Below are 26263 nucleotides of genomic sequence, written 5' to 3' on the forward strand. Positions count from 1 at the left end.
CGGCGTTGTTATTTTTGACTTCCTTTGTCTACTTACTTAACAAAGAACACTCTCAAGAGCATGGTATATATACTTTCAATATAATCAACATTTGGTAATAAGATGCAACAGGATAAAGAAGAATCAGTAATTTTTATGGAATCACAGTATACCAAGAGAGCAACTGTAGCTGCTTTAGAGGATTTGTTATACCACCCCATACCGGTGTTAGATCACGGTTTTATTAGAGTCATTGACTATATGGGCGATGATAGCGCGGTGGTACAAGCAGCACGTGTATCATACGGCAAGGGTACTAAGCAGGTTAATCAGGATAAGGGCTTAATTAACTATTTAATGCGTCATCTTCATACTACTCCATTTGAAATGTGTGAAATAAAATTTCACATAAAATTACCAATTTTTGTTGCAAGACAATGGATACGTCATCGTACTGCTAGCGTTAATGAATATTCTGCTAGATATTCTATCTTATCCAGAGAGTTTTATTTGCCAGATCCTGATCATCTTGCAGTTCAATCGATTAGCAATAAACAAGGAAGAAGTATCGATAAAATGCCGCAAGCTAAAGCTAATAAAATTCTTGATACTTTAAAGAATGATGCATTGAATTGTTATCAGCATTATATAGAAATGCTAAATGAAGATGAGCAAGGTAATATTATTGATGAAACTAGCGTTGGTTTAGCTAGAGAACTGGCAAGGATGAATTTAACTATAAATTATTATACAGAATGGTACTGGAAAGTTAATTTACATAATTTATTACATTTTTTGGCTTTAAGAGCTGATGCTCACGCACAATATGAAATCAGAGTATATGCTGCAGCGATGTTGAATATTGTCAAATTATGGGTACCTTTTGTCTATGAAGCATTTGAAGAGTATAGGTTATATGGAGCAAAATTATCAAGAAAAGGAATTAATGTCATCAAAAAATTGATTAAGGGCGAGAAAGTAAATCAAGAATCTAGCGGGATGAGTAAACGAGAATGGGAAGAATTACTGCAGATTATAAGCTAAAAATCATTTTTTGAATGAGACGTATATTAAAGGTTATAGAATATAAAACAGAAGTTTTTCTTTTTTTATTTTTAGGGTTTATCAGCGGTGTACCATTTCTTTTAGTATTGTCTACTTTAGCGTTCTGGTTAACAGAATTAAAGATAGCCAATACCATTATTGGTATATTTATGCTTACGACAACTCCATATAGCCTTAAACCCTTATGGGCACCAGTTATTGATAGTTTTAATCTACCTATTTTAGATAAATTTTTGGATATTAAGTATTCGTGGGGCATTTTATCTAATATATTATTGGCTGTCAGTATTATCGGATTAGGATTTAGTGACCCACAAAATAACTTATGGGTGACCGTTCTTTTTGCTTCATTAGTATCATTCTTTGCTGCTACCCAGGATATCGTAATTGATGCTTTGCGCATCGAGTTAACTCCAGCTCATCTTTCAGGTATAGTGGCAGCGTCGGAATCTATAGGCTTCCGTGCCGGTATGCTAACTTCTGGAGCCGGAGCGCTCTATATAGCGGAATATTTTTCATGGCCGATAGCTTATGGCTCTATGGGAGTTATAGTTGTTTGCGGAAGTTTAGTTTTTTGGTTATTACAACGTTTGTCGAAGGTCAAAACTCAAAATCAACAACCAAAAATCAATACTGATAGGCCTTTTTTACAACTTTTCTATAATTCTTTTTACAATGTCGTATCTCAATCATATTTTTTTCCGATCATTGCTTTTATTTTTTTCTATAAAGTTGCTGATACTTCTCTTAATGCGATGTCAGCGCCCTTCATATATGCATTAGGTTTTAGTAAAATAGAATATGCTAATATCTCAAAATTCTTTGGTACCACGATGATGATTTGTGGCAGCTTAGCTGGCGGATTACTGGTTAATCGTTGGAATGCATATATAACTCTTAAGCTTTACGGTGGGCTACAAATAATCTCGGCATCTATGTTTATTGTTCAGACATATATGGGTTATAATTCTTCATGCTTAATTTTGACTCTAGGCTTGGAAAGCTTTGTCTCCGGTTTAGGATCAGTAGCATATCTGGCATATCTGGCTAAATTTTGCCGTTCATCTTTCACGGCTACTAGCTTTACCGTGCTTTATTCATTTGGATCACTATTCCGAGTGCTAATTTCTTTGCTAGCTGGCTGGTGTGCTGATTATTTAGGGTGGTATGTACTTTTTTCTTTGGCAGCTGGATTGACTGCACCTATTTTTTATTGTCTTAATAGAGTTGAGCGTCCTAGGCTCTGTAAATAAAATTTAATGGGTTTATTTATAGAGCCTAAAATAGAGCTTGGTAAAAATAAGATATATCTGTTTAGAACAATATTTTTAGCTTAACCGTACCTTGATGATTTTGATATTTTTTACGAAGGTTACAATTATAATTTGCTGAAACCTCTATATTATTATATTTAGCAACTATTCCACCACCAACATTATAACTAAACTTTGCTGACTTAGCTCCAAGGCTTGCATTATTTTCAAAATAACTATCCATCCACGCTAACTTTGCTTTTACCTTCTGTTTTTTATTGAGTAAGTAACTTTCTATCGCAACATGTACCGATGGCACAACTATTAAAGCTTCCGATAGCTTTTGTGGCATTATCATGTTAATACCAGTTATAGCGGTTAAGGTATTATTTGATTTTGCAGCGACTGAGACATTATATACTCCAACACCACGCTCAGAGTAAGCTCCATCTCTGTAATGCGCATATCTAAGACCAACATTAGGCATAAAATACAAATTTTCATTCGCCATGATCTTATAATTCAGAGATGCTTCAGCACTATAGCTTTTATTTTTAACTTTGCCAGTAGCTATTTTATCCATAATCAATCGCTTGGTAGTAATTTTACTCATACCTGCTGCTAACATAGTTTTTAGTGACAAACTATCATTTAACTGATGTGCCCCATATAGCGATAAAATATGGCTATTACCAGTGGTTTTATCACCAGCTCGACTTTGCTTATACTTGAATCCAGAACGAATATTACTATAAGCAATACCAACTATATTTTTTTCGTTTAATTCAAAATCACCACCGATAGTACCACCAGCACTATTACCGTTATAACCAGCAGATCCTTTATCTGCTTGCTGTTTGCTTACGCCATATATGCCTCTAGCCCATACACCTTGTAATTTACGTTTAGTTTCATCACCAGCTGCAACACCAAGACCACTGGAAACCATGATTTCAGGTTGATTACTTAACTCATTCATTCTATTATCGATAGTATGATGAATAGTTTCTGTAACTTGTTCAGCAACCTTAATATGCGCCTGTACTGCTTGCTCCATTCTATTGATGGTAGTAGTACGCTCTTCTGGTGAAAGTATTGTCATACCAACTACATATAATAGAGCTTGTTGTTCTCGAGTTTTAGGAGTTACTGCTGCATCTAGCTTTGCGATCTCTACCTCTGCTTTATCAAACGTAACTCCCATATTATTTAATTGCTTGATTGGATCTTCAACATTTTTATGATTTTGGATTACTGGTGTTGTAAGCTGCGATACTAAGTTTTTGGTAGTCCTATCTTGCTGCTCTACTGTGTTAGAATTTGTGTCTATTATAGTACTTGTTGCTTGAATCAATGATTCTTTAATTTGCACTACACGCTGCTGCTGTACCTCAGCATCTATTTGAGTGTAGTGTACTTGTGGCACTGGCTGTTCTATGTCTATTATTCTGTTTTCTTGTCGATTCTGTTCATTAATAACTACCTCCTGATGCTGATTATCGACTACTTCTAGCGGTTGTTGCTGTAGCACTGGTCGATCGTTGTTGACTTCTAGCTCTAGCTGCTGTAGTTCATTCTGCTCGTTTTGTCTTAATTCTTGACGTTGATTATCAACTATTTCTGCTTCTGGCTCTGGTTGTCGGTTTCGATTGACTAGTTGTATCGGCTGTTGATGTTGATTTACTGGTGGTTGTACTAATTGTTGCGCTCTAGCATTTGCAATCAAAGCACCTTGTACATATTGCCATCCTGCTGGAATATTGTTTATACCTCCTTGAGGTACCACAATTTGAATATTTTGATTTTGTGGAGTAAAAACACCATTATCAAAGATAATATTGTTAGTATAAATATCGCCACTTAAATTATGTTGTGCATTATTTCGGAATTCTGTTGTACCTACAGGAGTACCATTTTGACCAATAGCACCAACATTACCATTAGCCGCAAAAATTACGTGCCCATGACCAGGTGCAGCTGCCAGAATAGCTACAGGAGCAGCAAAGCCATTAACAATGGTAATTCGTGCGTGTTGATGATTCAATAAAATATGATTAGTTGATAAAGTACGATCAATAATTCGTACTGGTGAATTACCATTAATTTCAACTATGTCGGCATAAATTGGTTGATTAAAGTCAACATTGCCAACACCCGCACGTACTCGTGCAACTCTTGCGTTTATTTCTCCAATTTGTGCTACTGTACTTCTACCAGCAAAATCTACTGTACCACGACCTCTTATCTTACCAGCGAAGTTTATATTATCATCAACTGTCAAAGTTTGTCCGGCATCTAATAAACTCAAGTTCATAGCATGAATATTATTAGTTGATAATTGAATATTAGCGCCGGCAGTAGAAAATTGAATAGATTTTAACTTAGCATTTCCAGCGCCAATTTGCTCTTGTAACTGCCTATCACCTTCGTATATAACGGTACCAGTATTTCCAACTCTTGTTCTAATATCGCCAAAAATATTCTTATCTTCAGCTATTTTTATAGCTCCATCACCAATAAATTCTAACATGCCACGATCCTGCACTACCCAATTTTCTCTTCGTGGAACTATTATTGCATCAAATTGTTGTTTTGCATTTAACCAATTATTTCTAGCAATAGTAGCTGCTTGTCTTAAATTTATAACTTGTGCATCTTGTTCTATTTCAGCTTCTTAGAGTTGATTTAAATCAACATTTGCTAATACACCATCACGTTGTCTAATTTGATTTTCTACAATTTGACGTCGTTGATTAATTGCAGCTTGTCGTTGAGCCATAATAGCTTGAGTTTGCATGACAATTACTTGTTGCTGAGCACGTTGTTGTAATATTAATACTGGTTCTTGACGCTTAATCATATCAACGTCTTCATCAAAAAGAACCAAATTTTGATCTATTTCTATTTTTTTAGCAAATACTAGGTTCTGAAATTGTGTTTCTTTACCGGGAGCTATAGTAATTTTAGATATTCTATTATCCTCGCCACCTACATCTTGTGTAAAATTTACAGAATAATTTTGATGCCCTTTAATTTCGATAATACCTAGATCGTCGTCTTTTTCTCCAACAGTAGTATTAAACGTAGAAGATATTTGAATATTACGATTTGATGGATCTATAACTATTCTTGCTTGTGCAGAATCAAAAATTACATCTGCTACACCGCCACCATATAGGTCATTTTTCAGTGTAACAGTTTTGTTATCTCTTATCTGCATTAGTCCAATGCCGGATATCTGATCCTGATTATTTTTACCAATTACATTATTGAATGTAAGATTATGATCAGCAATGATTCTACCAGCTCTACCACCAAAAACTTTGGCATCTATTGCTGTAGCTGACTCAAATTTCAAAACAGAACCTCTAACATCTATTGACCTTACAGCGCTAATATCATTACCAGTAATGGTTAGTTTAGAGTTTACTAACCCACCACCAGCATTACCTTGCGCAAGCGCATTTAATACTATACCTTGAGATTGTAAAACAAGATCTATTGTAGGATTTAAATCCATTCCAGGATTTAGAAGAACGTTTTGATTCGCAACAGTTACAGCATTTATCGCATTCTGATTTATATCATTTACTATATTACCGATTCGGATATCTCTGCCAGGAGCAACGTAAATCGTATCTCCCATATTACCATAAAGATTAATAGTTCCTATATTAACATCAGTATTAAATCCTATGCTACCATTTGCCAGTAAAATCATGTTATCACCATGTTGCGGAGCATTATTTTCCCAATCATTAGCCATAGCAGTATAACTTATTTGTTGGAATCTATTGTCTTCGCGATTGTTATTGGGAGCCGTTAATCTATCGGCACCATATGTGGTAATATTACTATTTAAACCTATTAAACTAGAAGTAGCTATTAATAAATATTTTAAAGATTTAAATTTATTGCCCGATCTCATACAACACCTTAGATAAAATAATTGAGAAATATTTACGATTAATTATTATATTCAATAACATATTAAACATTAAATTACAAGAGATTATTTTATTGTGATTAATAATGTTTACAAAATAATTAATGAGATGCAATGATTTTAGGTGCATAAAGACTCAAAGAAAGCAAAAACTCTAACAATCTCAAAAAGCGAGAGTGTTCGCAGAAAACTACGCATCAAGTTAAGAGAAATTAACACTCAGCCGTCATTGCGAGGTGCATAGCCGAAGCAACTCCAGGAAACAACTTAATAATTGGATTGCTCTAAAAGATTGCAACGACTACAATGTAGTCTCGCAATCTGGTATATCCCCACGAATTGCGTAGTCATTAGAGAGCGTTCAAAGCTTGATGACTCTTTTCGTGTAGGTTTCTGCGAACACTCCCTAAAAAAACCAATGATCTATTCAGACTCCTGATATTTTATCTATATTTTTGTACATATTTTTATATACTGGTTACAAAATATCATCTGCAAATCAAAGAGGCTTAAGTCATGCAAAAGTTTTTAAGTTTAGTAATTACAGCCGCTGTCTTATATATGATTTTTCAAATGAAAACTGATAATAAGTCAGGTAGTCAAGATACTGAAAAAGCTCAACAACAGAGTACCACAGCATCAACAACAGAGAACCAAAATCTTACAGGAAATTTTCTTGAAAAGACGGTGTCTAATGTGCTAATTAATGTTTTAAAAACTGAAGAAGGTAAGTTGTTTTTTGAGAATATTTTACAACCAGTTAACAAACCAATAGCAGGAATCGAGGGATTTAAAGTTAATAATGCTGATTTAATTAAATCAATGTTTAAGATCAATGATTTCGGCGAAGGCACAATAGGCCCAGCTTCTTGTGGACATGTTGTTACTGTAAGTTATCAGATTCTAGATCTAAGCAATAACATGGTAGATCAACAAACCAAAACCTTTACCTTGGGATCACAACCAGTTATAGCTGGTCTTGATAATGTCATAGTTGGCATGATGGTTGGCCAAACTCGGCATGCAATTATACCAGCAAAATACGCTTATCAGGCTGATCGATACAAGAATCTTGGTATAGATCAAGATGCTACTTATAAAATTAATGTAGCTCTAAAAGAGATTCTTCCACATAACTTTGCCAAAATTGGTGAGGTTAAAATTTTTGATGATGAAATTGCTTATCGAGTACCATTAATTTGCGGTGATAGAGCAATATTTAATGCTAAAATTACTAAATTGGCAAATGGTAAGGTGATATATGATACCGTCGCAAAATCACAGAAAATTCAAATGAGAATTGGCGATATTAATTATCCAATGATTTTTTCTCATGCTCTATATGGTAAAATTCCTATAGGAACTAGGACAGTAATTGCTAAAGGCAGAAACTATAAAGCTCTAGGTGCTGGAGTTAGTGTACTCTTTCCTAAAGAACAATTGCCGACTGATGAATATTTTATGTTGGAACTAAGCGATTTTGAAACAGAATAGTAGACTCTAGAACAAAATTTTATGGAGTTAATAGTTCAAAAATTTGGAGGAACATCAGTTGCTGATACTAACAGAATTAAAAAAGTAGCACAGCTAATTCAGACTGCTTTAACTGAAGGTAATCAACTCATTGTGGTGGTATCGGCAATGGCAGGAGTCACGAACCAATTAATTACATTATGTAGTGAAGTATCGGCTCTGGACACATCAGCTAATTGGGCTGAATATGACACTGCTTTATGTAGTGGCGAAATGGTCACGACGGCATTACTAGCATTATGTTTACAGACTGCAGGTGTTAAGTCGAGATCAGTGTTGGCCTGGCAATTACCTATTTTGACTAACGACAATTATGGTCATGCTGCAGTTGAATTAATTGATAATAATATATTAAAACAGTGCTTAAGACAAGGAATCGTTCCAGTGGTTGCAGGATTTCAAGGAATTACCTCCGAGCATAAATGTACTACTTTAGGCAGAGGAGGATCAGATACAACTGCTAGCTTAATTGCTGCAAGTATGCAAGCCAACCGTTGTGATATTTATACAGATGTTGAAGGAGTATTTACTGCAGACCCACGGATTGTATCTACTGCTAAGAAGCTTAAAGAAATATCTTTTGAAGATATGCTGGAATTATCCTCATCCGGAGCAAAAGTACTGCATCCTCGCTGTGTCGAAACCGCAATGAGGTATAATATACCTATTAGAGTAGTATCCTCATTTGCTAATAACGTTAGCGGCACCTTAGTTACGACAAGAGATAAAATAATGGAACATAAAGCTATCACCGGTATTACCTCAAATAAGAATTTATTAAAACTCACTATATACAGCCCTAAAGTTGATTTTGGCATAATTTGTTCAGAGCTAGCGCAAAATAATATTCATATTGAACTAATGATAAATATGACTGTCGGTGAAAATTATAGTTTTATTGTACAATTAAGTGATAAAAATAAATTAGAGTTACTATTATACAAGCTGAACATTGATTTTGCTATCGATGTAAATATCGCAACTGTATCAATAGTAGGATTTGGTATTAAAAATAACAATTTATTTATCCAAGCAATGTTGGAAGCAATTAACAAAGAATCAATAGCAATATTTGCGGTACAAATCTCGGAAATTAAAATGCTGGTGTTGATAGAAGATACTCATACCGAAAAAGTAATTCGTATTTGTCACCGATTTATTGACGAATAAATATAGAGAGCAGTCACTATGATAAACAAAGATAATCCCCAAATTAAACCCGGTCTTTATCAACATTACAAAGGAAACCTGTATCAAGTAATTGGTGTTTCAAGGCATTCTGAGAATTTAGAGGTGCTAGTAGTATATCAGGCATTATATGGTAATTACGGTTTGTGGGTTAGACCAATAGCCATGTTTAATGAGTTAGTGGAACCATCCAATATTCCACGCTTTCGCTATATTGCCGATTCTTTAGGTACAGCAGCAGAACTCATAAAAAGGTAATAGTAATGGTGGTTGCATATGCTTGTTTATTAATAGCGGTGATTTTATCATTATTCGGCAAAAACATAAAAATATTATTGTGTTTTATTATAGTCGCCCATATTGCAGCGTTCTATGCTCATATAGTTACTCTTACTGGCTTAATGATAATTATGAGTTTCTCTACTATTACATGGTTATATTTTCATCATCACGACAAAATAAGGTTAATAAAATGGTGTCTATTCATCATGATGATAAGCTATGGCGTATTATTTTCTCAGCATTTATTGCCAGGATTTAATAATTTCTTGATATTAAATAAAATACGTTTTTCTTTAATATCTTGTCCATTTTCGATGTATCTAAACTTTGACAAGGTAGTAATGGCATTGATTTTATATATATCTAGTCCATTATTACTTCAGGAAAAATTTTTGAATCTAACTGCAATTAAGCAATCTTTTAAACTATTAAGTATTTGTCTGCTAATAATTATTCCTACAGCAATGTTGGGGAATTATTTAACTATTGATTTAAAGATCTCGAAGTACCTCATTATCTGGGCTATCAATAATTTGTTTTTTGTCTGTTTTGCAGAGGAAGTATTTTTTCGTGGTATAATTCAAACTCACTTTATATCTTTATTAAACAATTATCGCTTACCAGCAATAGTGGCAATTATCATAACCTCGTTATTTTTTGGAGTGGCGCATATTAAAGGAGGAGTGTTATATGCAATTTTTGCTACAGTTTGTAGCATATTTTATGGTTATACTTATCATAGTACTGGAAGAATTTTTGCAGCAATGCTAGTACATTTTATGCTGAATTTATGTCATTTTATATTTTTTAGTTATCCGGCAGCCATCTCTATGTGCCCTTAGAGCCTGTCTGACACGCGCATCTAAGAAGTCTAGTGAATGACGTATAATTAAAATAGGAATGCTTGCCCTTTCTGTACAAATCCTAAAAAACCATCATCTTGAGCATTTGGTAACATCCCTGAGTTATAATGATATAGCCACATTTTATTTTTGATATTTAATGGCAATTTAATCAGTTCATTATAATGAGCGTGCACAGCGCTTGGAGTATTTTGAGTCTCGCAATCATGAAAAATAAGGTTACTTTGTTCATAGCATGGCAAAAATCGATCGAAGGCCATTCTGGTATCTGTGGTAAGGAATATTTTTTTATCATTAGCATTAAAGAATAAGCCATAAGAATCTACTAGATGATGATTATTTTTTACATGCACAGTTTTAACTAACTCAAAATTAATATTTTCCCACTGAAAATCTCTTGTGTGATCTAAATATTGAGGAATAAAATATGTTTCAAGAGTGGCACTTTCGGTATCTAAAGTTTGCATACCTGCTGATAAGGAGTGTTCCCATAGATTATTTAATATATTTTTATGAGCTATAAGATAAGGCTTAGTACAAGAGGTATCAAACTTACGAGAAAAACCAAGCCATTCAAGTCCACCGCTATGATCAGCATGAATATGACTTATATATATAGAATCAATATCTTTATAAGAATATCCTAAATCGCGCAAAGCAAACCTGGCATCAGATCCACAATCAATAAGTAATTTTTTATCATTAGACTCAATAAGTATATTAGAATGATAATTATTACTGGTAAAAGCAGCTCCGCTACCAATGAAGGTCATTTTCATTTGAATAATATTATTGATTCAATCATTAGTACAAATTTTATTTAACCATACAAATGGTAGCACCATCCCATGCTTCCGGACAACCATTTGCTATAAAATTTTTACATCGTTCAATATATAAGAGCAATAATTGATCATTTGGTTTTTGCTCCAGACATTGGACAAATAATTTTTGAGCTGCAAAAAAATCTTTATTTTGATATAATTGACAAGCTTTTTCCATATGAGGTTGAATAGAGAGCTTATATGACTGCTGATCTAAGCTATCTGCATCAAAGACTTCGTATAATTCAGTGATTTTAGATTTACCCATGACTTTAACTTTATCGATAAAACGTATTTTAAATTGCTCAGTACTTGGTAATTTACTAAGTACATCACCAGTAATTAATAATTTAGTACTATAAATACGGTTTAGCGACTCAATACGTGATGCTACGTTAACCGCATCGCCTATCGCAGTATCATCAATACGGTCTTTTGTTCCTAAAGTGCCCAATACTACTTGACCAGTATTGATTCCAATTCCTACTACTATTGGCTTAAGCCCTTCTTTAATTATAACTTCATTAAATTCATTCAATATTTTAAGAATCTCAACACCTGCTTGCACTGCATAGTGAGGTAGTTCTTTAAATAAAGCTATTACACCATCACCAAGAAATTTATCTATAAATCCTTGGTTATGCTCAATAATAGGGTTAATCTTATTAAAATAACGATTCAGAAGATTAAATATTTGCTCAGGAGTTAACTGCTCTGATAATGTCGAATATCCAATAATATCGCAAAATAATATAGAGAGCTCAAGATTTTTAACTATTTCAGGCTCAATATTGTCAAATTCTTTAATTAACAACATTTCCAAAAATTGACGAGGGACAAATTTACGAAAAGTTGCCACTTGATTCTCTAAATCTTCTAATAGTCTATGTTGCGTTAATCCTTTTTCTACAGCTAATAATAAACCTTCTTCATCCCAAGGCTTACGTAAGTAGCTAAATAGATTAGCGTTATTAATAGCATTTATTGCTGATTCCAACGTAGCTTGCCCTGTAAGCAGTAATTTTATTGGTTTTGGATATAACGAATGAATTTTAATTAACACTTCGTCACCAGTCATTCTTGGCATTAATTGGTCAGTAATAATTAGCGCTACTATATTTCCTTCCTCATAAATGTCCTTAATAATTTCTAATGCTTCTTCTCCGCTTTCAGCTATTTCATACTCATAACTATCTTTAAATTTATTCTGTAACTGCGATAATAAACTATCTAACACAAACTTTTCATCATCCACGCAGATAATATAAGCTTTTTTAAGAGATTTTCTATGGTCAGCTTGCATTGCAAAATCCTGCTTCTTCTGGTTGTGTATAGCTAGAGTCAGACATGCTCTTAGGTGGTGACCGACGCTATAACTGGTAATGTTATTTTAAAACATGTAGCGCCTGGCCTACTAGTAAATGTGATTTGACCATTATGAGTCTTAATAATTTTCTGACAGATCGTTAGCCCTATACCAATTCCTTCTCCTCTAGGCTTAGTAGTAAAATATGGTTCAAAAATTCTTGGGATAAGTTCAGGCGAGATACCAGGTCCATTATCCTCAAACTCTACAATAATATTATTTTCTTGCAGCGAGGTAGTAATAATGATTTGACCATTACCTTTCATAGAATAAATAGCATTGTTTAATATATTCGTCCAAACTTGAATTAATTGTTCAGCTCTACATAGAAATTTAGGTAATGGTTGATAATTAGTAATAACATTAATGCCATATTTTAATTTGTTATGCAGGATAGTAATTGTAGTATCTATATCATTACATATATCTGTTTCAGTGATTGTTCCAGCATCCGCCCTAGAATAAGAGCGTAAAGCACTGACCAAAGAAGAAATTCGACTACCAGCTACTTTTATATTCTTAATATGCAAGTAATTTATGCCAAACTGTTTCAAAAACTCAATAACATAATTACCATTTGGATTTTTTAGAATTGATAGTACCCCATCCATATTTTGATCAGTAAAGCCCATGCTTGCTAGGTCTTTACTTAAGGTAGATGATAGATCAAACCCATTAGCAACTAGTTTTTCACTAATTAATTTAGCAGCACTGCGACGTTCTTTAGTAGACTGACCAGCATAATTAAATGATAAAATTTGCGTGCATAAGTCATGGTAAATAGTTTTTTCAGATTCAGCTAAGTTTAGAAACTCAACATCAACTTGCGTAGAACTACTATAATATTTTTCTATCTCACCAATACCAGCAATAATTGCCCCTAGTGGAGTATTAACCTCATGCGCAATTCCCGTAATAAGCTGCCCTAAAGATGCCATCTTCTCAGATTGAATGAGTTGCAACTGGTTTTGTTTTAAAGTATCTAACGCTGTTACTAGTTCTTGCGTGCGCTCGTTAACCAGATGTTCTAGATTCTCTTTATATTGCTCTAATTGCCTTATGGCTTTAACTTTTTCGGTAACATCACGAAAGCTCCACACTCTACCCACAATCTTACCTTCTATTTGCTGTGGAATAGAGTAGCGTTCAAATATTCTACCATCTTTAAATAACAAAGTATCAAAACTTTCTTTGGTGAGATCCTTATATAATTCCTTTACTTTCTCTACGAATGATACAGGATCTATAAGCTGACTAAGAACATAGTTCAGCGCCGGCTCATCATTTTCTTGCTGCTCAACTTCCGGAGGAATATGCCATAAATCTATAAAACGTTTATTATAACCAAGAATTTTGCCTGTGTTGTCTACAACTAATATACCATCAGCAGTAGATTCCAAAGTAGCTAATAATAACGAAAAAGACTCAACATGCGACAATATTTTATATTTCATAAAATTTAATTATAAGATAAGCTTTTAAATTAAATGTCATGACGACCTTTTGTAGTAGGTTTAGAAATTTTAGGGGTATGACCTGGTTGTGATACACGTGCATTATCCTCTAATTTAAGGGAATGCACGTGCTTTACAGTTTTAGTTATATTTTGTGCTTTTGATTTTAATTTTGATGCGTGTAATTCTTTAGCTTGATGATCTTTGCTTAAATTATCAGGAATGTCTATTTCTTTTACTAAACGTTTTAGCGTTTTTAATCCACAATGATCAGGATTGATCGACCCTTCTCGCTCATATCGTTTATTGTGAATATGGTGATGCTTTTTTATAAGGTGATGCGCTATATTTTTATCTAATTTTGGATCAGCTAATAATTCTAACTCCTTATCTCTTTTAGCGCATTTTGTTTTGATAGCATTTAAGGTTTTGCTATGTTTATCAATTTTTTGTTGGTGTTTAATTTTTAATCTTATTAGCTCTTTCTGTTTTTCATGCGGCAAGTCAGTAGTTGCTAACATTTTATCAAACTGCGCTATTTTTTCTTGTTTATATTTAAGGGAATTAGTGAGCTTTTCTTCCAATTCATATATTTGCTCCCACTTTTTAGCCTTGGTTGCTAATTTCTCTTCAGCCTTTGCTTTTTCGTCTGCACTATCATGTTGACCAGTTAATTTTGCTTGTTCATTTTTACTTAGCTCTTTACCTGACAATGCTTTTTCCAGAAGTTTATTATCATGCTCTAATTCTTGCAGCATATCTGCGCTATATGAATTATATTCTTTTTTTAAAGATTGTATTTTTTGTTCATGCATCTCGTGAACAAATGCTTCATCAAAATGCTTGTTTAAATCTGCATTATTATGCCTTTGTTCTTCTGTTAATCCCGATTGGTTAATGTTAGTATCTTTTATTTGCTGTTCTTGTGCGGCAATTTTAAAGCTAAGATCACTAACGATATTACGTAATGCTGGTGGAATATTAGGCATAGCCAATAGATTAGTAATAATATTATGCAATCTATCAAAATCAGCTAATCTTAAACTACTAATTTCTGCTTTAATTTTATTAATTTCGTTGATGACAAAAGCTTGATCATCATTAGGTTTCTGCGTATTTTTATTTTGAAGGGGCATATTAAATTACCATTCATTGACATTTTTCTTGATCTTTACCTATTTTGAATTCCTGTATCTTTACTTTGGGTTGCTCCTTTAGACGGAGTTGAGTCTGGTTTTATTGTTCCAATTGATTCTTTAATTGGTCCTTGCTGCTGAGATTCTAAATTCTTTTGAGCACCAGTTGCAATTAACTTAGCATCATTTGACATTCTGATATCAATCTGTTCTTTAGCTTCATGAGATTGTTTATCTACAATTAATCGTTTTTGCGTGTCCTGCAATCGCTTTTCTGCGTCTATGCTACCGGTTTGTTTCTCAGGAATATTCGCTGCTATGCCTTCCGTGCTTTTCTCAGCTTCTTTTTTCTCTTGTTGTTTTTTTTTCTCAACTTCTTCTAACTTTTTTTCAACATCTTGTTGTAACTCTACTACCGGATCTTCTCTTTTAGGCTCTTTATCTTTAGGGTCTGTTGCCTTAATTTCAGATTTTGTAGCTGCCTGTACGACCTCATTATCAACATCAGTCTTTTTTAATGATTCTATAGCTTCTTTTTTACTTTGTAATCCTTGAAACCCTGCTTTTTCTTCTTTTGTTGGATCGTCTACTTTGGTTTTATCTTGATTAGCTTTTTCTTTGTCTTCTTGCCCTTCTAAAGCTGGCTCCTGTTTTTTTCCATCTAAGGCTAATTTTTGCTTAGCTTCTACTGTTAAATCTGTAGATTCAACTTGTAGCACTGTGTCCATACCTAATTTTTGCGCAAGATCAGATTTTTCTTTTAATATTTTTTCTTCAGCGGTAAGCTCTAGGTTTTTACTCTCTTTGCTTTGTTCTAGTTCTGGACTCTTGATTTCTTTATCACTTTTTTCCTGTAACACTGTTCCAAGACCTAAACTATCAGCAAGTGATTTATCTCCTAAAGCTAATTTTTGATTAGCAGCTTCTATTTCTAAATTTTTAGGCGTTGTCTGTAATTCTGCATTCACACCTAATTTTTCAGCAAGCTCATTAGTTTTGACCGGGACATCAAGAGTTTGAGATAAATCCATCCCCATACCTTGATTTTTAGCCACTTCTTTCATCATTTCCTTATACTTACCTTGAGTTACTGGTAAAGTATAAATATTGCCGTCACGTTCTATATAACCTATAGCATCATCGCCTTTTCCCATAAATTTTACTGGCATTGGCGTACTGACTTCAGTGAGTTTGCCTTGTTTATCATAGTGTGCGCTAAAATAAACAGCTTTATCTTCCGCAATATTTTTACCGTCTGCTCCTTTCACTGCCATCGATAGATGTAGTGGGCCTTCGCCAGTTAGCTCCTTTGGAAAATCGACTTTACGGTAACCAGATACTTCCTTAGTTGAGCCGTCAGCCAACGTTACTGTTGTTGGTTCCTTAACCATAGTTTCAGTTAAAGTACATAATGACTGACCGTCTTTATTTTTTACTTCCTTGGACCGAGTTGATTCGTTCGATCCAGGCCCCCATTGTAAATCCTGAAATTTATCTTTAAATTTATTGTGAAATTGCCCATAACCCTCTACCTCAGCATTATTTAATGCTGCATTAAGCTTAGGATCAGCAAGAGCTTTATTGATCGAATCTTTATTCTTTTCGTCTTGTAAAAACTGACTTAATTCTAATTGGCTAAGTTTTTTGATTTGAGCTTTTTGTTCTTCGTTTTCAGCTTGTTCACTTAAAGCGTTTTGTAGCAATCCAAGTTGTTTGGAAATAACTTGATCACGAATTTCTTTGGTAATAGTGTCAAATTCTTTGTCTTCAAAGCCAATACTATCTTGAGCAGTTTTCTGTGGTTGAATTTGCTGTTCTGGCTCTAGTTTTGTCTGTAATCCAGACTCAACTTCTTTGTCCTTAACCTGTAGATCTGTTTCTTTATTTTGAACAACTGTTTCTTCCTTAACTGACAACTGTGCTTCTTCTTTATTAAGTTCAGTGGTTTGTTTTGGTGGTTCTATTGATGAATCTTCTTCTTTACTCATATTTGTATTTACTAATTTTTTTATATAATAAGTATAATAAATTAATGCTTTCAGTTAAATCATGGATCGGATTTATATTAAATTGATTACACAATCACTACTACATAGTGCGGCTACCACCACTCTGTTGCAGTGGTTTCTTACTACTGACCGGTTCTTTGCTCTTATCTTCTAATAGCTTTGGTTCTTGTGTTTTTATATTACTCTTGATTTGAGAAACACTTTCCTGTAACGATGGCAGCTTCACATCTTTCTGTTGTTCAACTTTTACATTTGCACTTACATCTTGTTGTGTCTCAGATACAATTTTAGTTTGTTGTTGTTTTTTCTCTTTTGCTTCATTTAGCGCTTGCTCTAAAGGTTTAACCTCTCTTTCCTGTTGTTTTGCTAAATTATTCGCTAAACTATGATCTTGTGTTCTGTCTGGTGAACCAATAGATTTCTCTATTTCTTTGAGGCGCTCCTGAGATACAGCTTGGCATTTAGTTTGTTCTACTAACCACTCTTTAGCCCTTGGATCGATAGCACAGCTCTGGGCAGCCTCAGTCAATTTAGCACTAACAGTCTCAAGAGCTTTATCCCCCAATTGTCCGATAGTTTTTCCAGTAAGTTTTTCAACTGCAAGGTCTACACCTTTACCTGCCGTAGCACCTGCTAGTAGCACTGGTAATGACATTCCACCAGTCAACGCAGCTGAAGCTATGATACCTGCCGCAACACCAGCAGAGTTCATGTGTTCTCCAATATTTTTTCCTGTAAGTTTTTCGCTTACAACTTCTAACCCAACGCCCGCTGCTAAAGCCGTCACTGGTGGAATACCTGCTTGCATCCCAACGCCAGCAGTAATCAACGTTCCAACTCCCACTTTCTTTCCTACAACATGCCCAACTCCAGTACCTACCGCTCCCATCGCTAGTGCACATCCAGCATATATCCCAGCAGTAGCAGCTAAACCTACACCTCCAGTAAGAGCCGTGGCAGCAACAATGGCACCTGCTACCATAACACCGGCCACTACTCCTACTACCGCACCAGCAATTCTTCCCCACTTAGGACCAAGTTTAGCTTCCATGAAATCACTAACTTTGTGCCCCGCTTCTCTAACTTTATCAACAATTTTTGCTCCAACTCCAGCTAGACCGCCAATAATTTTTCCCGCCACTCCTTTTTGATACCAGGAAGGATTTTTCTGTTTTTCTATTTCTTGACTTTGTGTTTTTTGTTCTTCAATGGATTTTTTTTTCGTTGGTAACTTTTCCTTCACTATTAAATTCTTTTAGATCCCCTTTAGCCTCTTTAATATTTGCTTTAGCCAGGTTAGTAGCAGCATCGACTTCGGCTTTCTCCATATTAACTTTTGCTAATATAGCCTCCCTTAGATTAGCACTACGTATATTCGCACTCTCAAGAACAGCTGATGTAAGATCAGCTTTTTGACCATCAACACCTTCCATTATGGCCTTAGTAAAATCTGCACCTCTAGCTTTAGCACTAGTTAACTTAGCTCCGGTCATGTCAACGCCAGAAGCGTCCGCCTTATCTAATATTGCTTTATCTAAATTAGCGAACCTAGCCTTAACGCCTTCAAGATTTGCGCCAGTAAAATTACCAAATTCTGCATTAACTTTATCTAAAGTAGCTTTTTCAAAGTCAATTTGTTCTGCTTTAACTTTCTTTAAGATTGCTTCTGTTAAATCTGCGCCTTTAAGCTGAGTAAATCCTGCTAATTCAGATTCTGATAAATTAATACCCGGTGCTTTGATATCATTTAATAATGTATCTTGAAATTTTGCTTTTATTGCGTGCACGTCTTTCATTAGCGCATTAGAAAAGTCACTTTCAATAACTTTACAATTATTTAAAACTGCATTATTTAAGATTGCATGCTGAGCTTGCACTCTCTTCATATCAGCACCAGCAAGAGAGATACCCTCTAGATTAGCAAAATTAAAAGTAGCTTTATTGATTTCAACATTATCCCATTTGCCATTTTTAATATTAGCATAATCAAAATTGGTATTTTCAATTTGTGCAAATGCTCCATCGGAACGTGGCATGTGAGCTCGTTTAAAATCACTATCTTTGATAGTTGCAGCATTAAAATTAGTATTAAAAAAATTAGCATCTCTAGCAGTAGTATTGTTAAAAATTACTCCTTGCGTACGTGTTGAGCCATTTACTTCTATTCTTTTAAGACCAAGATCCGCTCCTTCAAAACTTGATCGACTAATATCAGCACCAGTGAAATTACATCCGCGTAAATCAGAGCCAGCAAAGCTTACACCATCTATTTTAGCATTGGTAAAATCAAGGCCGGATAAGTCGACTTTCCTTAATGAATTTGTGCTATCTGTATTACCTTTAGCAGAACAATCAGCAATATATTTTGTATTAGGATCTAATTCTTTTCCTTCTTTTGCTAGCTCCTCTTTTTTAATTTCTTTTGCAAAATCATTTAAAGATAATTCTGGTTGCGTCTTAATACGATCTAAGTAAGCAACAACATTTTCTCTAGATAATTCAACATACCCCTTTGGTTGATCTCGCTCCGCTTTACTTGAGCCTCTGATATAAGCTGGATCAAAATTATCTGATTGACTACTAAATACATTCTGAAAGCTTTTGTGCATTATGTATTCTTTTTCTGGAGGCTTAGCTCTCATTTCCTTTAACTCTGCACTTAACTTGTCATATTTTTTGTTTCCTGTGCTTGTTCCCGCGTAAGCCCAAGCAGTCTCTGTATAACTAAGTTTGCTGTATGCTTCCTTAACCTCTTGTTTTTTCTTGTTCAATAATTCCGTATATTCTTTATTTGGAAACCCTCCAGATTTTGCTTGCTCTAGCTCAACCACCAAATCATCATATCTCTTATTTCCTGTATCTACTCCAATTTTAACATACATAGCTTCTACATTAGTAAGATTTTTATAAGCTGCATTCAACGCTTGTTCTTTTTCTTTTACTAACTCTTGGTGTTCTATTGTACGAAACACATCAGCCTTAATATCAGCATATTGTCTACCTAAAGCAGAAGTGGTATTAAATTTAATACCTTCAACTCGATTACCCATGCCCAGCTGATGATAATCCTTGTATTCACTGCTAAATTTACATGTTGCTAAATCGGCACCACGAAAATCTATATTTTTTATGGTATTATTTCCTTTAAAATTAGCATTAGTTAAGTCGGTATCACAAAATACAGCATCTGTCAGATCACAGTTAGTGAAGCTGGTATTTTTGATAACACTGCCACTAAAATCCGCTCCTTTTAGGTCAAGCAAAGAACTTACTGCTGTTCCATCCTTGTATTCCCTATCAAATTCCATACCAGATAGATCTGCCACTACTACAGTATTTGAGCCTTTGTGAGCGCTATTTTCTTTTAGATAGTCATTTAAAGTTATATTTGAATTTTCTTTCAACGCTTGCTGTTGTGCTTGAACATAATTTTTGATCTCATCTAAAGTTGGTTTATACGCCTCTATTTTAACATTTAAATCAAGTTTCAATGATTCATCAGATTTAGCCATATTGTACTTTCTATATTAAGTTAAGAATACCAAAGCAAAATGGTACTTGATTGTCAGACAAATCACAATTTTGGTTAATGAAATATTATAATAAATTTTGTGATATATGGTAAAATAACCTTGTAGGCGTAGAATTTTTAATTTTATTTTGATAATTTTTGTAAACCTGAAAAATTCGAGAGTGTTCGCGGAAACATGACTTACTTAGTAGCGGCATTTTCGAATAATAAAATGCAGAAAATATGGCGAGTTGCTTGAGGAAGATAAGGCTGCTAAAATTGCTCTAACAACTATCATGCGTAAAATGATTGTTTGTTTAAATACCATGGTAAAAAACAACAAATTATATGAAATATATAGATTTTACTCTTGACTCCAAGACAGTAGATTGCAATAAGAGCAAAGCCCCTTCGCAATAGTTACACTATTTCTAAGTTATGCAAGATGTCTATTAAGACAAGTACCACGAATATAAGGAAGTCTAATGTCGTTATCTGAAATTTGTATAAAAAGACCAGTATTTGCTACAGTTTTAAGCTTAGTTATTATTACTTTAGGCATCATATTTTTTACTAAACTGCAAATTAGAGGTATGCCGGATATTGATCCACCGATTATTACAGTAATTGCAAATTATGAAGGTGCAAACGCACTATACATGGAACAACAGGTTACCACCAGGATTGAAAAAGCTTTGAAAACGGTTAAGGATATTGATTTTATTAGCTCTCAAAGCTCAGTGGGTGAAAGTATAATTACTTTATCTTTTAACTTATCAGCTGATATTGAAGTGGCACTTAATGATGTACGTTCAAAAGTTTCGGATATCAGCAATTTATTACCGGAAGATATGAAGGCACCAGCGGTAGCTAAAATGGATTCTGATAATTTTCCGAGTTTGTGGTTAAGTGTTAATAGCGACCAATATGACCAGCTAGAACTTACTAAAATTACTGAAGACCGGATTCGAAGCGTTTTGGAGCGTTTGCCTAGCGTTGGTCGAATAGTCATGCACGGCGCAAAATATTATACTATGCGTATAGAGCCTGATTTTGTACAAATGTACCAACATCAAATCGCTCCAAGTGATATTGTCGATGCAGTCACTAAGCAAAATAAAGATTACCCGGCTGGAGTGATTAAAACTGAGGTTCGCGATTTTATTGTTAAGTTGAACGGTAGATTAAGTTTAGCGCAAGAATTTGAGAATATAATCTTAAAGAGTGATAATAATAACCTATTGAAGTTGAATAATGTCGCTAAGGTACATTTGGCACCAGATGAAAATGATACTATATTACGATATAATGGTAGTAGGTCAATGGCTATTGGAATTGTAAAACAATCAAAGGCTAATGAGATCGAGTTATCTAATGATGTTCGTACTGCTTTACAGAAGATTAGCAAAAACTTGCCACCGTCAATTAAAATTGAAGTAGCACATGATCGAGCTATTCCAATTAATGCCTCAATCAAAGCGGTATTCATTACTATTTTTGAAGCGCTAATTTTGGTAATTATCGTAGTATATTTATTTTTATCCTCCATCAGAATTACTCTGATACCGTTTGTAACTATCCCGGTATCTTTGATCGGTACATTTACCGTAATGCATTTCTTTGGCTTCTCAATCAACAGTTTCACACTATTAGCAATGGTTCTGGCAATTGGCTTAGTAGTAGATGACGCCATAGTAATGCTTGAAAATATTTTTAGGCATTATGAACTCGGTAAATCAAAGATAGAAGCAGCGCTAAGTGCGGCTGCTGAAATTCGTTTTGCGATAATTGCCATGACCATAACTCTTGCAGCTGTATTTTTACCGGTCGGGTTTATCGATGGCTTTATGGGCAAATTATTTATTGAATTTGCTTGGACTTTAGCGTTTTGTGTGCTTTTCTCAGGGTTTGTGGCCTTAACTTTGACACCAATGATGGCAAGTAAGATGATTAGCGACAGTCATAAGAGCGATTCATTACCAATTTGGCTTACTAAATTCAATTATTACTTAAAATACAGTCAAACCAAATATTCATATTATTTGAATTTTGCACTTGACCATCAAAAACAGCTATTAATGATCATTGCTCTATCAATTGCAACTCTTACCATTAGCCTGATATTAGTGAATAAAACTTTTTCTCCTGAAGAAGACAATGGTTTTTTGCAAGTAATGTTTACAGGCTCGGAAGGTTCAAACAAAAAACAGGCTGAACAAGTAGTAATACAGGCTGAACAGATATTCAAATCATATAAGGATATTTTAGGATTCTTTGCGGTAATCTGGGAAGGTAGTAGCGCATTTGCTTTTGTACCACTTAAGGATTGGAGTATACGTTCCAAAAGCGCCAATGAACTGCGGCAGGACTTAAATAAAAAACTTGATCGGATACCAGGTATGTCAATTTTTGCCATGAATCCAAACCCTATGGGCAGAGGAGGTTCAGGGAAACAGATAGAATTTAACCTACAAACTTTATCAGAATATGACACTATCGATCAACTATCGAAAAAATTTATAGAAAAAATGAAGCAAAATCCACTTTTTGAAAATATTGAGCGTGATTTTAAATCTTCTACACCAACGTTGGATGTTATGATTGATCGGGATAAAGCTTATTTTTATGGAGTAAGCCTTGATAATATTGGTTCAACTATTCAATATCTTATTGCTGGTAAACCAATCGGTGATTTCATGATTGGCAATGATGTTTATGATGTGATCTTACAATATAAACTTAATGATCGGAATAATGTTAATCACCTAGAAGAAATTTTGGTGAAAGCAAAGAATAATCAGATGATACCGCTTGCGGTGGTTACACAAATAACAGAAAAGATTACTGTAAAGTCATATTGGCATTATAATAATGCAAAATCCATCACTATTTCTACTGATTTAACTAATAAGAGTAATGTTAAAGGTGCAATCAAAGCTATCAATGCCATTGCTGAAGAATTATTAGACAATAGCGATAACACTCTTGAATATTTGGGAGAAGTTAAACAGATGCAAGAATCTGAATCTAACTCGATCTTTACTTTTTTGTTGGCTTTAGTGTTTATCTATTTAGTATTGGCTGCACAATTTGAAAGTTTCTTTGATCCATTATTAATTCTAGTAGCAGTGCCATTCTCAATTACTGGCGGGGTATTAGCACTATTGATTGCTGGTGATAGTATTAATATGTATAGTAATATTGGCTTAATTACTTTAATTGGCTTAGTTACTAAAAATTCAATTATGATTGTTGAATTCACTAATCAATTAAGAGAGCGTGGAGTGCAAATAAGAGCAGCAGTGCTTCAGGCAGCTGAATTAAGATTAAGACCGATTCTGATGACTAGCTGCGCGACAATTTGCGGATCGATACCACTAATTTTTGCAGATGGTGCAGGAGCCGCTGCTCGTAATTCGATTGGTTTAGTGATTGCTGGGGGCATGATTATTGGTACTTTATTTACTATTTTTGTGATTCCGATGTTATATTATAAATTTAAGAAAGCGTAGAATAAGAATCTTAAGTTGTTTTTTGGATCAACTATGATTTTCTTTGATTTTTAACAAAATCTTGCAATAACACAATTTTTGTTAAGACTAGCCCACTGGGCGGCGCAATTCAAAGTGCTTTACTATATAAATTTATGGAAATAGGTATGAAATTAATAAATGAGTGATTTTACTACCAATAACAAAGCCTAATATTGCAATACAAACACTAAGCACAACGTACAATATTGCTAATAAATCTAAGTTTTTAGCTACCAAATTTCCGAATTCTAATGTAAAAGAAGAAAAAGTAGTAAACCCTCCGAGAAAACCAGTAGCTAAGAATAGCTTAATTGTAGAAGCTTGAGCTATTAAGTATAATTCTAACAACTTTTCTAATAATTCGGCTACACATCCCATCATCAAACAACCGACTACATTGATTAAAAAGATCTGTACCGGAAAATGTACAAAGACAACTTCAGGCAACGCTCTGCTGACGGCAAACCGGCTCATAGCCCCTAACGCTCCTCCTAATCCTACTAATAAGTACTCTTTCATGATGGATAAGGCCTTGCAATTGCTGATACTTTTACACTTTTAACCTTAATAGCATAGTTAGATTTTTCTTTAAAGTAATTTTAGAATAAGATAGCAGGATTTTGAGTATTTAATAAAGAGTCTTTGTACAAAAGCTAATAACTATGATCTATCATTTGCTTATGATACTCTTTATTTAAAGCTTTTATGCCATACAACCATAATATAACTATAACAAAGAAAATTCCTGCAAAATAAGGAGTAGCCTCAGCAAAGCCCCATGTTGGCAATAATGCAAAGAATGTTGATTGAATAATTCCACCACCAGACTTACCGAACCTTCCTCCAACTACATCGACTGCTGCCTTACCCTTAGTCTTTAATTCATCATCAAGAGGAATATATGCCATTTCTTTAGTAGAATCGAATAATGAGTATTTTGTTGCTTTACTCAGTACATTTTGAATCATACCAATTACTACTGCAACCACTAATGGCCCAGAAGCTAGTAGTCCAGTGATATGCATGGCAATTATATTATCAAAAAATATAAAAGCAAAAAATGCAACTCCGGTAATTAAAATCATTAGAGGAGTTAATATGGCCGCTGTTCCCCATGAAACTCGTCTAAGTATATTACTACCCACAACCATAAAGATAATGGCTGCAAATCCTTGCCAAGCCTGAAATTCTCCCATAAACATAGTATAAGCCTCTTTCGTAGGATATAATTGTTTAACTTTTGCTTTCCACACTCCTTCTACAAGATTAATTGATATACCATAGGATAAAACTAGTATTGCAATAAGACCCAAATATTTTGAAGAAAAAATCATTTTTAAACTTTCTCCTATAGAAAGCTTTATTTTAGATTTTTTTACTTTGCTACTAGATGGAGTATATAAGGTAGGATCAGTCAAAACATTAGCATTAATCCATGCATACAGAAACATCACAGTAGCAGCACTGATTATTACAATCATAAGCACCGGAATAAACCTGAATTTCTCAGCTACTATATGCACATTTTCACTTAAAAAGTAACCAATGACTACCGAGGCTAACGGTAAAGCGGCATTACCAAGTAAACCAAACATTGAGTAAAAACGTTTTGCTTCCTCAGTTTTAGTAATCTGATTTGCAAACTGCCAGAATAATAAACTTAACATCAAGCTCCCCCATAGCTCGGAGATAGCATAAAAACTTGCAAAACTCCAATGCCCTATGATTCTAATGAACCATTTAAGATTAGGATATTGTTCACTCAAACGAGCAATTGTTTCAGAATCAAGATTGAATTTGTCAGGTTCAGGGTATAAAATAAAAGCAAAGATTGCGATATATGCAATAAAAAATGAGGTAACAACGTAAAAAACTTTTTGCTGACTCAGAGCATTACAAAGTTTTGTATAAATTATCATGGCTAATATTGCTGCTGGCAAAACAATATAAGTTTTGAGAAAACCTATTGCTTCCGGACCTATAGCTGTAACGACAAAACCATCTTTTACCGATCTTAAGATCGCATAATTGAACAAAATGCAAAACATCATCGCTGCCATTGGTAAGAATTTTTTACTCTCATGCCATTCAATAGGCCAAATAATTTTTCTTAGCTCTGAGAAATAAGTAGATGTTTGATCCATAAAACACGCCATTAATTAACTAAAATTAAAAATAAAAATAAAGATTATAATAAAAGTTTATATTTTTATAAGTAAAATGTACAACTTTTAATGATAAAAGTCAAGCTAGATCAGATTTTTTTTAAAGTTTGACAATAAAAAGTCTTGAGATATTGCTCACAAGCAGTCTTTTGTTTG

General features: G+C 34.1%; 18 protein-coding genes. 7 read left to right on the plus strand and 11 right to left on the minus strand.

Going from position 1 to position 26263, the window contains the following annotated elements; translation table 11 throughout:
- Positions 1-135: 135 nt before the first annotated feature.
- Both thyX and Trichorick_RS03415 read left to right on the plus strand, forming a co-directional pair.
- Positions 136-1023, plus strand: a complete 888-nt coding sequence (thyX, locus tag Trichorick_RS03410; RefSeq protein WP_323738861.1) for an FAD-dependent thymidylate synthase — start codon at positions 136-138, stop codon at positions 1021-1023.
- 14 nt (positions 1024-1037) lie between these two features.
- Complete coding sequence (locus Trichorick_RS03415; RefSeq protein WP_323737640.1) at positions 1038-2297, plus strand: MFS transporter; 1260 nt, start codon at positions 1038-1040, stop codon at positions 2295-2297.
- Between the two features lie 61 nt (positions 2298-2358).
- On the opposite strand, the gene Trichorick_RS03420 is transcribed toward Trichorick_RS03415, so the two are convergent.
- Both Trichorick_RS03420 and Trichorick_RS03425 read right to left on the minus strand, forming a co-directional pair.
- Positions 2359-4827 carry an autotransporter domain-containing protein gene (locus Trichorick_RS03420; protein ID WP_323737641.1) on the minus strand — a complete coding sequence of 823 codons (2469 nt, stop codon included), beginning with the start codon at positions 4825-4827 and terminating at the stop codon, positions 2359-2361.
- Positions 4828-4971: 144 nt separating this feature from the next.
- A complete protein-coding gene (locus Trichorick_RS03425) occupies positions 4972-6225 on the minus strand; it encodes a hypothetical protein (protein ID WP_323737642.1) in 1254 nt (417 codons plus the stop codon).
- Positions 6226-6759: 534 nt separating this feature from the next.
- Between Trichorick_RS03425 and Trichorick_RS03430 the strand changes: the two genes are divergently transcribed.
- The 4 genes from Trichorick_RS03430 to Trichorick_RS03445 are packed head-to-tail and all read left to right on the plus strand — an operon-like array spanning position 6760 to position 10088.
- A complete protein-coding gene (locus Trichorick_RS03430) occupies positions 6760-7737 on the plus strand; it encodes an FKBP-type peptidyl-prolyl cis-trans isomerase (RefSeq protein ID WP_323737643.1) in 978 nt (325 codons plus the stop codon).
- 21 nt (positions 7738-7758) lie between these two features.
- Positions 7759-8946: an aspartate kinase gene (locus tag Trichorick_RS03435; RefSeq protein ID WP_323737644.1), complete on the plus strand. Its 1188-nt coding sequence runs from the start codon at positions 7759-7761 to the stop codon at positions 8944-8946.
- An 18-nt stretch (positions 8947-8964) separates the two neighbouring features.
- Positions 8965-9222: a DUF1653 domain-containing protein gene (locus Trichorick_RS03440; RefSeq protein WP_323737645.1), complete on the plus strand. Its 258-nt coding sequence runs from the start codon at positions 8965-8967 to the stop codon at positions 9220-9222.
- A gap of 5 nt (positions 9223-9227) precedes the next feature.
- Positions 9228-10088, plus strand: a complete 861-nt coding sequence (locus Trichorick_RS03445; RefSeq protein WP_323737646.1) for a CPBP family intramembrane glutamic endopeptidase — start codon at positions 9228-9230, stop codon at positions 10086-10088.
- A gap of 47 nt (positions 10089-10135) precedes the next feature.
- Here the strand turns inward: Trichorick_RS03445 and Trichorick_RS03450 are convergent, their stop codons facing one another.
- The 7 genes from Trichorick_RS03450 to Trichorick_RS03480 form a co-directional block, all read right to left on the minus strand.
- The gene (locus Trichorick_RS03450) at positions 10136-10888 is read right to left on the minus strand and encodes an MBL fold metallo-hydrolase (RefSeq protein ID WP_323737647.1); all 753 of its coding nucleotides are present in this window, start codon (positions 10886-10888) and stop codon (positions 10136-10138) included.
- Positions 10889-10925: 37 nt separating this feature from the next.
- Positions 10926-12236, minus strand: a complete 1311-nt coding sequence (locus Trichorick_RS03455) for an adenylate/guanylate cyclase domain-containing protein (protein ID WP_323737648.1) — start codon at positions 12234-12236, stop codon at positions 10926-10928.
- 50 nt (positions 12237-12286) lie between these two features.
- On the minus strand, positions 12287-13753 hold the full coding sequence (locus Trichorick_RS03460; RefSeq protein WP_323737649.1) for a PAS domain-containing sensor histidine kinase: 1467 nt from the start codon (positions 13751-13753) through the stop codon (positions 12287-12289).
- A gap of 29 nt (positions 13754-13782) precedes the next feature.
- Positions 13783-14889 carry an AAA family ATPase gene (locus Trichorick_RS03465; protein ID WP_323737650.1) on the minus strand — a complete coding sequence of 369 codons (1107 nt, stop codon included), beginning with the start codon at positions 14887-14889 and terminating at the stop codon, positions 13783-13785.
- Positions 14890-14924: 35 nt separating this feature from the next.
- Positions 14925-16877 (minus strand): Sca4 family protein, encoded by a 1953-nt coding sequence (locus tag Trichorick_RS03470; protein ID WP_323737651.1) that lies wholly within the window; start codon positions 16875-16877, stop codon positions 14925-14927.
- Positions 16878-16977: 100 nt separating this feature from the next.
- Entirely contained in the window at positions 16978-18141 is a 1164-nt protein-coding gene (locus tag Trichorick_RS03475; protein ID WP_323737652.1) for a hypothetical protein, read from the minus strand.
- Positions 18104-20410, minus strand: a complete 2307-nt coding sequence (locus tag Trichorick_RS03480) for a pentapeptide repeat-containing protein (RefSeq protein WP_323737653.1) — start codon at positions 20408-20410, stop codon at positions 18104-18106. The genes Trichorick_RS03475 and Trichorick_RS03480 overlap by 38 nt, the downstream gene beginning before the upstream one ends.
- Before the next feature lie 484 nt (positions 20411-20894).
- On the opposite strand from Trichorick_RS03480, the gene Trichorick_RS03485 reads away from it, so the two are divergent.
- Entirely contained in the window at positions 20895-23921 is a 3027-nt protein-coding gene (locus Trichorick_RS03485) for an efflux RND transporter permease subunit (protein ID WP_323737654.1), read from the plus strand.
- Positions 23922-24053: 132 nt separating this feature from the next.
- On the opposite strand, the gene crcB is transcribed toward Trichorick_RS03485, so the two are convergent.
- On the minus strand, positions 24054-24461 hold the full coding sequence (gene crcB, locus Trichorick_RS03490; protein WP_323737655.1) for a fluoride efflux transporter CrcB: 408 nt from the start codon (positions 24459-24461) through the stop codon (positions 24054-24056).
- Positions 24462-24595: 134 nt separating this feature from the next.
- Positions 24596-26086: an Npt1/Npt2 family nucleotide transporter gene (locus Trichorick_RS03495; protein ID WP_323738862.1), complete on the minus strand. Its 1491-nt coding sequence runs from the start codon at positions 26084-26086 to the stop codon at positions 24596-24598.
- Positions 26087-26263: the final 177 nt, after the last annotated feature.

Origin of the sequence: Candidatus Trichorickettsia mobilis (genome assembly GCF_034366785.1) — a bacterium.
GTDB classification, from domain to species: domain Bacteria; phylum Pseudomonadota; class Alphaproteobacteria; order Rickettsiales; family Rickettsiaceae; genus Trichorickettsia; species Trichorickettsia mobilis_A.

Coding starts and splice junctions, on each gene's coding strand:
- thyX (WP_323738861.1), top strand. CDS start 136: ATGGAATCACAGTATACCAAGAGAGCAACTGTAGCTGCTTTAGAGGAT.
- Trichorick_RS03415 (WP_323737640.1), top strand. CDS start 1,038: ATGAGACGTATATTAAAGGTTATAGAATATAAAACAGAAGTTTTTCTT.
- Trichorick_RS03420 (WP_323737641.1), bottom strand. CDS start 4,827: ATGTTAGAATTTATTGGTGATGGAGCTATAAAAATAGCTGAAGATAAG.
- Trichorick_RS03425 (WP_323737642.1), bottom strand. CDS start 6,225: ATGAGATCGGGCAATAAATTTAAATCTTTAAAATATTTATTAATAGCT.
- Trichorick_RS03430 (WP_323737643.1), top strand. CDS start 6,760: ATGCAAAAGTTTTTAAGTTTAGTAATTACAGCCGCTGTCTTATATATG.
- Trichorick_RS03435 (WP_323737644.1), top strand. CDS start 7,759: ATGGAGTTAATAGTTCAAAAATTTGGAGGAACATCAGTTGCTGATACT.
- Trichorick_RS03440 (WP_323737645.1), top strand. CDS start 8,965: ATGATAAACAAAGATAATCCCCAAATTAAACCCGGTCTTTATCAACAT.
- Trichorick_RS03445 (WP_323737646.1), top strand. CDS start 9,228: ATGGTGGTTGCATATGCTTGTTTATTAATAGCGGTGATTTTATCATTA.
- Trichorick_RS03450 (WP_323737647.1), bottom strand. CDS start 10,888: ATGAAAATGACCTTCATTGGTAGCGGAGCTGCTTTTACCAGTAATAAT.
- Trichorick_RS03455 (WP_323737648.1), bottom strand. CDS start 12,236: ATGCAAGCTGACCATAGAAAATCTCTTAAAAAAGCTTATATTATCTGC.
- Trichorick_RS03460 (WP_323737649.1), bottom strand. CDS start 13,753: ATGAAATATAAAATATTGTCGCATGTTGAGTCTTTTTCGTTATTATTA.
- Trichorick_RS03465 (WP_323737650.1), bottom strand. CDS start 14,889: ATGCCCCTTCAAAATAAAAATACGCAGAAACCTAATGATGATCAAGCT.
- Trichorick_RS03470 (WP_323737651.1), bottom strand. CDS start 16,877: ATGAGTAAAGAAGAAGATTCATCAATAGAACCACCAAAACAAACCACT.
- Trichorick_RS03480 (WP_323737653.1), bottom strand. CDS start 20,410: ATGGCTAAATCTGATGAATCATTGAAACTTGATTTAAATGTTAAAATA.
- Trichorick_RS03485 (WP_323737654.1), top strand. CDS start 20,895: ATGTCGTTATCTGAAATTTGTATAAAAAGACCAGTATTTGCTACAGTT.
- crcB (WP_323737655.1), bottom strand. CDS start 24,461: ATGAAAGAGTACTTATTAGTAGGATTAGGAGGAGCGTTAGGGGCTATG.
- Trichorick_RS03495 (WP_323738862.1), bottom strand. CDS start 26,086: ATGGATCAAACATCTACTTATTTCTCAGAGCTAAGAAAAATTATTTGG.